This is a genomic window from Paenibacillus sp. AR247 (genome assembly GCF_002968895.1).
GTDB classification, from domain to species: Bacteria; Bacillota; Bacilli; order Paenibacillales; family Paenibacillaceae; genus Paenibacillus_AQ; species Paenibacillus_AQ favisporus.
Genome location: NZ_PCZT01000009.1, coordinates 776,657 through 784,824, shown reverse-complemented (window position 1 = coordinate 784,824; position 8,168 = coordinate 776,657). Strand labels below are relative to the sequence as shown.

The following is an 8,168-nucleotide window of genomic DNA, read 5'->3' as shown; positions in this document are numbered from 1 at the left end:
AACAAGGCAAAGCCAACCACTTTGGTTGCCGTCGCGATAAAATTCAATCGGCCCGCACCGTTCATGCCTTTCATGCAGATGGCGTGCGTGCCCCACAGCAGAAGCGAGCAGACGATAAATGTCAGCACATTGCCCGCCTTTAACGTGAATATTCCGGTATCCACCCACACCTTACCGCTGGTCAACACCGGAAAAAAGGTCGACAGGTAACTGGCGAAGGTCGTAATCACCGCCACGAACCCGGCTATATTGCCTACCCAATATCCCCAAGTGGACATGAAGCCGGCCAGGCGGGAGCCATGTGAGCCTTCCCGGAACAGCTCCTTCGCGTAAATTTGCGGCCCGCCGCTCAGCTCCGGCTTACGGACAGCCAGGCTTCCGAAAACCAGCGCCAGCATAAGAACCCCAAGCCCAGTCGCCAGCCAGGCCAGAATGACGCCCGCAGGGCTGGCCGCTTCGGACAGCGAGCGGGGCAGCATAAAAATTCCGGAACCGACCATATTCCCCACGACGAGAGCGGTCAAAATCCAGAATCCCAGTTTGTGTCTGGTCATGATGTCAAACTCCTTTTGAATGAATAATGCATCGACTTGTTGAAAAAACACTGACAAGTATTAATCATACACTTTCTTCTGGTAAAGCACCAGAGTAAAATTCAGGGGAGCCAATTTTATGACGTTAATCCCTCTGCAGGTTTCGCTTGTCCATTCGACGGGGAAGAATAAAGAAGATAGAACAAAGATGGAACAATTTTGTACAAGGAGCGTGGGAATCTTGAGAGAAATCCGTGAGGCAGGTCAAGGGTTCGTGATGGTGGAGGATGATCGGGCGGTGGCGGAAATCACTTTTCAGCCCGTAGACGACAGAACCATCGTCATAGATCATACGTATGTGTCCGAAGAGCTGCGAGGACAGCGGATCGGGGATGAACTGGTCAAAGCGGTGGTGGATATGGCCCGGAATGAAGGCAAGAAGATTATTCCTGCCTGCTCATTTGCCCATGTTCAATTTAAGCGGCATAAAGACTATAAGGATGTGTGGCAGCAAGAAGAACGCTGATCGAACAATAAGAAATGAGGTGGGAGCTGTGAAACGAAAAATACTCGTTACCGGTGCAGCCGGACGGATCGGGAGCTGTGTAGCGGATGGACTCCGGTCGACAGGCAAGTATGAAGTGGTCGCAACGGATATTCGGCCCGATCCGGAACACGGAGTCGGCAAGCTGGACATCACGGATGGAGAGGCTGTGGCGGCAGCGCTGAAGGGTATCGATACGGTGCTTCATTTTGGCTGGGCAAAAGACGAAGACGATTTCCTCGGGAAGGTGCTCCCGATTAACGTGACAGGTGCTTATCACATTTATGAAGGTGCCCGTAAAGGCAGCGTATCGAGGGTTATTTTCGCGAGTTCCAATCATGCCACTGGTTTTTATAAAGTAGGAGAGCATATCAAGCCCGAGGATCACCGGCCCGACAGCTTTTATGGGCTCAGCAAAAGCTATATCGAGCTTCTGGGCCGTTACTATTCTGATAAGTACGGAGTTTCCTCCGTGAACATCCGGATCGGCAATTTTCCGGGAGACGACCGTCCGCACTCGGACCGTACCGCTCATATTTGGATCTCCCGGCGAGATATGGTGCAATTGGCCGAATGCTGTATTGAGGCAGATCCATCCCTTAAGTTTTTGACAATGTATGGGACCTCAGCGAATGACGACAATTATTATGATATCGGATATCTGCGCGAAAAAATCGGCTATGAGCCTAAGGACAACGCAGCGGATGTACTCGCACGGCAGGGGCTGGACGAAGACGACATCAAGCAGGAGGAAGGGGTATACCAAGGCGGTCCAGGGGTAAAGAAGGAATAGGCATAAAAAATATTGTTCTGAAAATGTTTTCCCTGAGAAAACCAGGAATAATTTTATAAAAAAAGCGAAGGAGTTATGTCGTCTGCAGGCGGCGTAACTCCTTTTCTTGTTGACTTGATCAATGAGATCGGCACAAAAAGCTTGCATTGGACCATTAAAAAACTCCGCCAGACGGAACGTTATCCCGTTAGTAGGCGGAGTTAGAAAGCAAACAAAAATAAAGTTGCCAAAATGAGAGCAACATGATAAATTTAAATATGCGTCATGTGACAGTTTGTGATTTAATCAGTATTTCCTAACTATATCTTACACCATAGCGTCGGTCCCGTCAACCCCCATTTTTCAGGAACTCACAATCATTTGTGTAAAGGAGTGTTTCTTAATGAGTCAAGAACTTCAACAGGAGCAGCAGCGGGTGAATCAGGTGATTGGCATCATCCAAGATCAGATCAACGAATATGAGGAAGCAACGGCTCGCCGTCGGCAAGAGGTTGTGGACATCCGTAAGCATTTCTGGGAAGACGTTACGGTGAACACGGACAACTTTGACGATTTTCTAGAAACGATTATCAGCTTAAGGCAGCAGTCCGAGGTCCTCTCCTTAAGCCAGGGCAGCCACCGCCAATCCTCCAAGCGGCTGTCCCAGCTTCAGCGCATGCAGGATGTGCCGTATTTCGGGCGGATTGATTTTGCCGAAGAGGGAATGAACGAGACAGAGCGCGTGTACATCGGCGTTTCCTCACTCACGGATGCTACCGGTGAAAAGTTCCTGATTTATGACTGGAGAGCCCCGGTCTCAAGCATGTATTACGACTGCACGCCGGGTCCGGCTGAATACATCACGCCCGGCGGGCCGATTCAAGGCACGCTGGAGCAGAAATGGCAGTACATCATCCGCAGCGGAGTTATTCAGTCGATGTTTGATACCCGGCTCACCATCGGTGACGAGATTCTCCAGCAGGTGCTCGGTCAATCCGCAGACACGCACATGCGAAGCATCGTGGCGACGATTCAGCAGGAGCAGAACCGGATTATCCGCCATGACAGCGCACGTCTGCTCATTGTTCAGGGCGCGGCCGGGAGCGGCAAGACGTCGGCGGCATTGCAGCGGATCGCTTATTTGCTGTACAAATACCGGAATCGTTTGACGGCGGACCAAATGCTTTTATTTTCACCAAACGCTATGTTCAAGAGTTATGTCTCCAGCGTGCTGCCTGAGCTCGGGGAAGAGAATATGCAGCAGGTCACGTTTCAGGAGTACCTGAACCACCGGCTGAGCGGCTCCTTCGACGTTGAAGATCCTTACATTCAGCTGGAATACGTCCTTACGGCTTCGGAAGACCCGAACTACCGGGTGCGGATGGCGGGTATCCGCTTTAAGGCGACGAAGGCGTTTTTTGATCGGATCCAATCCTGCCGCCAGGCGCTGGAACAATCCGGAATGGTATTCAAGGATGTATCCTTTAAAGGCAAAACGCTCGTTTCCGCCGAGGAAATCATGGAGAGATTCTACAGTGAGCACACGACGCTTCGCTTTGCCAACAGACTGGAAAAGTTGTCGGATTGGCTGAAGGAGCTGGTCAAAGAAGCGGAGAAGGCCGAGCGGAAAAAGCCTTGGGTGCAGGACGCCGTTGAGCTGGTCGACAATGATGAATACCAGCAAGCTTATGCGCATCTTCGAAAAAAACAAGGGTTAACCGAAGAATCGGAAGAGGATGTGGATCTGGAACTTGTCCGTAAGGAGCTCGCGCGCCGGATCGTCAGCAGGAAATTCAAACGTATTCGGCAACAAATTAAAGATATGGGCTTTATCGATATGCCGGCCATCTATAAGCAAATGCTGGTTTCCCATCCGGCTGACGACGAGGTTGAAGGAGCAGAACTCCCTCCCGAATGGAATGAAATCGGCGAAATGACGTCTCAACTGATGGACCAAGGGAAGCTTTTATATGAGGACGCAACACCTTATTTGCTGTTAAAAGAGCTGATCGAAGGCTTCCAGACCAATGTTTCGATCCGGCATGTCCTCGTGGATGAGGCGCAGGATTATTCGCCGTTTCAATTCGAATTTATAAAAAGGCTGTTCCCAGCGGCGAAAATGACGGTGCTTGGCGACTTCAACCAGGCAGTCTTCGCCCACGCCGACGGTACGGATGATTTCGGCATGCTGGCCGAATTATACGGAGAGGAACAAACCGATGCCATTATCTTGAACCGAAGCTACCGGTCCACCAGACCGATCGTCGAATTTACACGAGCGCTTATCCCAAATGGGGAAGAGATCATTCCTTTTGACCGGAACGGAGCCCGCCCCGTACTCACGAGAGCTGCCGACGCGGAGCAATTACATCAGTCCATTAGGGAAAAAGTCAAACAATTCCGGGAACAGGGGCACCGGACCGTTGCGATTATTTGCAAATCCGCAGCCCAAAGCGCATCCGTATTTGAATCCCTTCACGATCTGGAGGACATCAAGCTCGTTACCAGCGGTTCGATCGAATATAAACAGGGAGTCGTTGTTATTCCGGTATATTTGGCCAAAGGAATCGAATTCGATGCTGTAATCGTCTATAACGCTTCAGACGAAGAATACGGAGAAGAGAGCTTGCGTCGGCTATTCTATACCGCCTGTACCCGGGCCATGCATGAACTGCAATTGTACAGCATCGGGAAGCCGAGCCATTTTGTTCAAGAGGCTGCTTCATGGATTGCGGAAGATTCGATTTCATGAATTGAAAACCATCCCCATTTCACGTATCGTCAATCACAATGAGAGACGCTGCATGGGGAGGACCATATCATGACGGGTAAGATCGTTGTCGTATTAAAAGCTGTAATTATCCATCAAGGCCGTATTCTGATCCTCAAACGTTCCGGTTCAGACGAAGTAGGCGCGGGAGGCTGGGAAACGGCCGGCCACTCTACGCCGCTTTAGGAGCGAAACATATGCATACTCACAGAGCATTATCCACGATGGATTTGACAGACATTTGCGGGTTCCCGCAAACGTCTAATTTATATAACCGAAGTGGTCATGCTTGTTGGCTTGGCAACGTCATTGTCTCACCAGGTCACAGGGGGCGAGGTGCCGGTGAATTTTTATTGCATGCAATGATGCAAAAGGCAAAAGAGAACTACGGGGTGAGGGAACTCTTCCTCTCCTGTCATCACGCGAATTCAAGAGGGCTGGCATTTTATCATAAACATTCCTTTAGACCTTTCGATTTGAAAATTTCCCAAATAGATGGCGGCCGCAAAATCATCACGGTGCAAATGAAAAGGAATCTGGGCTGAGTTCAAACGACTTGAAGAAGCAGTTGATTAACCAGCGAATAGCGAAAGCCCGCTTTGCAGCGGGCTCGTTATGCTCTCCGTTTATCGAATCCTTTATTTAGTTCTGCTCCTCGGCTGCCAGAATCATTCCCGAGTATTCCAGAGCCTGGATTCGGGTATGTGCCGCCACTTTCCATGACAATTTGCTTGTACCCGAGCTCGTATTCTTTGCCGTCTGCTGTTCGTACGCGGTCTCCGCCTCGTCTTGGATCCCATATTTCGACGACGTGCACGGTTTTGACAACCGGCCCCTGAACGATATCCGCTGTTACTCTCCCAAGCATAATTAAAGGGAATAACGATAGGAAGAATATAAAAATGGCTAATAGCAAGTCTGCTCTTCGCGTAACTGATTGCCGTTTGCCGTACCGAAGCACCACGTATGTAAAAATATAGCTGAAAAATAGTAAAGCTGTACAGTATCCGGCGATTCCAATCCACAAAAATTGGCGGACATGACCATCATACTTCACTCCAACAATAGCCAGTTCTACCAGGCATAGCAATAGCAGGACGATCCGCAGTATGTTTCTTTTCTTTTGGTACCATACCCTTGTTGGGGGAGAAACCAGAGCTCCCAGCTCGTTCATGTCATCAACCTTTCGTCATTCGATCATATCCGGATTATCGAGGCCGATTCGTGCAAGCAAATGCTGCGCACGCCGGCATCATACAAAAAGTAATGGAAGATCCTGCAAATTGCAAGCCTGAATATCAGGAACAGGAAACGAACGTGAATTCATCAGGCGCACAGGTGCACGATGCTGAAACCCGATCTAATACGGCTCCGTAATGTTACAAAGACAACATTTTTTGAGCTCACAGGGGGATCGAGCGCGTGGCGAGGCATTCGAAAAGTCAAACAAAGCACATCAGCACAAAGCGTCATCAAGGGGATCGCAAAGGTAAATCTAAACGGAAGGGGAACCCGGCCGGAAGCCGGGCTTCCCGTTTTTGGCTGGGTTTATTAAAATTCCTAGGCTTTTTCATATTAGCCGGCTTACTTCTGTTATATTGGGACTCGGCCAGGTTGGCCTCATTAATCTCACATGCGTCTCCGGTACAGCAGCTGACGGCAGACACGAACGGAATCGTCCGAATAGAAGGAAACGCAGAGGGAGAGGCCGTTGCAGCGGATGAAGGCAAGTTAAGGCAGCGTTACCTGCTGCTTCAAAAAGAAAGTTTAATTGGCATTGCAGCAAAAGCGGCTGTAACTATATGTGGAATGAAGACGCTGTCCCGCAAGTATGGGGGAATTTAAGCATTCAAGGCGTTAAAGTGGAAAGTGAACGTTTCAAATTCTACTCCGACTGGCTACCTCTGGATTCCGAAACAGTAGAAACGAGCCAACTCCCCTTTGTCCATGAGGGGGAAACATCCCGCCCGCTGCTTGTGGAGAGCACTAAGGAAACGGCCTACGGTTATCACGCGCTTAGTCCAGGGCAAAGGATCACGGTGATCGGCCGGGCCGTTAACGGACATCTGGAGCCCATTCATCTGCCCGGCGAGAGTGAAGATCAGCGTATGATTTTGATTGGAAGCAGTGTAGAGGAAATGCTCTCCAGTGAAAAGGAAACGCAAATCGGGGTTCTCATCGCTGCCGGATTCGTCATGCTGTTTTTGGTACCCGTGATCGTCGGGTGGATCCGTAAATTGTTCCGGAAGCTACACACTTTGCACAGCTAATAGTCTGTGTTTTGCAAAACCAAAAAAGCAATTGAATAGAGCAAATTAAAAGTCCGCGGAAAACGCGGACTTTTTCGTTTGCTTGGACAGGTCAAACCATTGGAGTTTGCAGTGTTCTCGCAGCATTGGCACGTTCATTTTATGGTCGCGCCAGCAGGAAGTTCAGGAAGAACTGGCCAGACTGAAGTCCGCCAAACAAAGCTCTTTATCCTGGAAGTGAATGATGTGTGGTGACTGACGCCTCAAGTCACAAACGAAAAAAACCCAAATCAAATTCAACCCCTGTTTCTAAGAGAAGCGGGGGTTTGCCTATTTATATGAAACGGATTTCCAGTAACGAAAGTGTCATTGCTTCCTTCCCGTGATATGGTAATCTCATTTAAGGGGATTCATTTCCATTTGGGACCGAAATCCACGGCATAAGGAGGAGAAACATGAGTTTGCTGTCATTTTTGAAAAGATTGCTGGGTTCCGGTTCGGCTTCCGGAGATAGCTCAAAAGAAGGGAATAAGGGTCACGGGTTTGATACACCCATACCACCATACATAGGCATCACCAGAGAGATACAAGGCTTATCCGATCTCATCATACGATTGGAGAACGCGCTGGGAACGGACTATATGGAGCACGTAAAGCAGCGGGTTATGGAGCGCCATCCCATCAGCCAAACCCAATATCAATGGATGCTGCTTGAAGTGAAGAGGTTCTTTCTCATGTGCGCGATTCTCAAGCAGGTTCCCATGTTCAGTAAAGATGCCGACCTGATCTGGCATGAAATGCTGATGTTTACCCGCGATTATGATCGCTTCTGCAGCACATTTGCAGGACGGTTTATTCATCATCAACCTAACGTGGCCTACACGAATGATAAAAAGTTGCCGGAAGAAGAGAGGGCACGGTATGATTTGATCTACAGCATGCTGTTTCACATTTATCCGGCAAACGAGGCACTTCTGAATCCGTTTTTCCAATTTAAAATCGATGAAGAGTTCTTTCAAACTTTCGACAATTTAAACGATCAAGAGATCCGAAGCCGATATTTTCAGAGCAGTTCCGATGCCGCAATCGAAGCCATTCAACTGGCCATCATCGGCTCGATCCGAAAACATTATCGGGACGTCAAATCAGCAAAACCCGGCACATTGAGAGCAAGCCGTCCTTTGCCTCCTAGAAGCTGCCGGGGTCAATCCACCGGCATCCGCCGCAGTGAAGAGAGCGGGGTGACGGTAGATCCGTTCAGCTCCATTCTGTTTCTGACAGCCATGGATACGGATCCGTT

The 8,168-nt window shown here is 49.4% G+C and carries 9 protein-coding genes; 7 read left to right on the top strand and 2 right to left on the bottom strand.

What is annotated here, in order from left to right; genetic code table 11:
- On the bottom strand, window positions 1-554 hold a 554-nt coding region (locus CPT76_RS11660), incomplete at its 3' end, for an amino acid permease (RefSeq protein ID WP_146116297.1).
- Window positions 555-774: 220 nt separating this feature from the next.
- Here CPT76_RS11660 and CPT76_RS11655 point away from each other — a divergent pair.
- The 5 genes from CPT76_RS11655 to CPT76_RS11640 all read left to right on the top strand — a co-directional run bounded on the left by CPT76_RS11655 (window position 775) and on the right by CPT76_RS11640 (window position 5,164).
- Window positions 775-1,059, top strand: a complete 285-nt coding sequence (locus tag CPT76_RS11655) for a GNAT family N-acetyltransferase (RefSeq protein ID WP_369008944.1) — start codon at window positions 775-777, stop codon at window positions 1,057-1,059.
- Between the two features lie 28 nt (window positions 1,060-1,087).
- Window positions 1,088-1,870, top strand: coding sequence for an NAD-dependent epimerase/dehydratase family protein (locus CPT76_RS11650; RefSeq protein WP_105443033.1), 783 nt, complete (start codon window positions 1,088-1,090; stop codon window positions 1,868-1,870).
- 382 nt (window positions 1,871-2,252) lie between these two features.
- Complete coding sequence (gene helD / locus CPT76_RS11645; RefSeq protein ID WP_105443032.1) at window positions 2,253-4,601, top strand: RNA polymerase recycling motor HelD; 2,349 nt, start codon at window positions 2,253-2,255, stop codon at window positions 4,599-4,601.
- Window positions 4,602-4,670: 69 nt separating this feature from the next.
- The gene (locus CPT76_RS39520) at window positions 4,671-4,805 is read left to right on the top strand and encodes an NUDIX hydrolase (protein WP_258168321.1); all 135 of its coding nucleotides are present in this window, start codon (window positions 4,671-4,673) and stop codon (window positions 4,803-4,805) included.
- Between the two features lie 11 nt (window positions 4,806-4,816).
- Window positions 4,817-5,164 carry a GNAT family N-acetyltransferase gene (locus tag CPT76_RS11640; RefSeq protein ID WP_105443031.1) on the top strand — a complete coding sequence of 116 codons (348 nt, stop codon included), beginning with the start codon at window positions 4,817-4,819 and terminating at the stop codon, window positions 5,162-5,164.
- A 68-nt stretch (window positions 5,165-5,232) separates the two neighbouring features.
- Here the strand turns inward: CPT76_RS11640 and CPT76_RS11635 are convergent, their stop codons facing one another.
- Window positions 5,233-5,793 carry a hypothetical protein gene (locus CPT76_RS11635; RefSeq protein WP_105443030.1) on the bottom strand — a complete coding sequence of 187 codons (561 nt, stop codon included), beginning with the start codon at window positions 5,791-5,793 and terminating at the stop codon, window positions 5,233-5,235.
- 628 nt (window positions 5,794-6,421) lie between these two features.
- On the opposite strand from CPT76_RS11635, the gene CPT76_RS11625 reads away from it, so the two are divergent.
- Window positions 6,422-6,889, top strand: a complete 468-nt coding sequence (locus tag CPT76_RS11625) for a hypothetical protein (protein ID WP_146116224.1) — start codon at window positions 6,422-6,424, stop codon at window positions 6,887-6,889.
- Between the two features lie 434 nt (window positions 6,890-7,323).
- Window positions 7,324-8,168 (top strand): glycine-rich domain-containing protein (locus CPT76_RS37285; protein ID WP_483870046.1); only part of this gene is annotated, 845 nt, incomplete at its 3' end.

Excerpts from the sequence above, each read along its gene's own strand:
- helD (WP_105443032.1), top strand. The coding sequence starts at position 2,253 with ATGAGTCAAGAACTTCAACAGGAGCAGCAGCGGGTGAATCAGGTGATT.
- CPT76_RS39520 (WP_258168321.1), top strand. The coding sequence starts at position 4,671 with ATGACGGGTAAGATCGTTGTCGTATTAAAAGCTGTAATTATCCATCAA.
- CPT76_RS11640 (WP_105443031.1), top strand. The coding sequence starts at position 4,817 with ATGCATACTCACAGAGCATTATCCACGATGGATTTGACAGACATTTGC.
- CPT76_RS11635 (WP_105443030.1), bottom strand. The coding sequence starts at position 5,793 with ATGAACGAGCTGGGAGCTCTGGTTTCTCCCCCAACAAGGGTATGGTAC.
- CPT76_RS11625 (WP_146116224.1), top strand. The coding sequence starts at position 6,422 with ATGTGGAATGAAGACGCTGTCCCGCAAGTATGGGGGAATTTAAGCATT.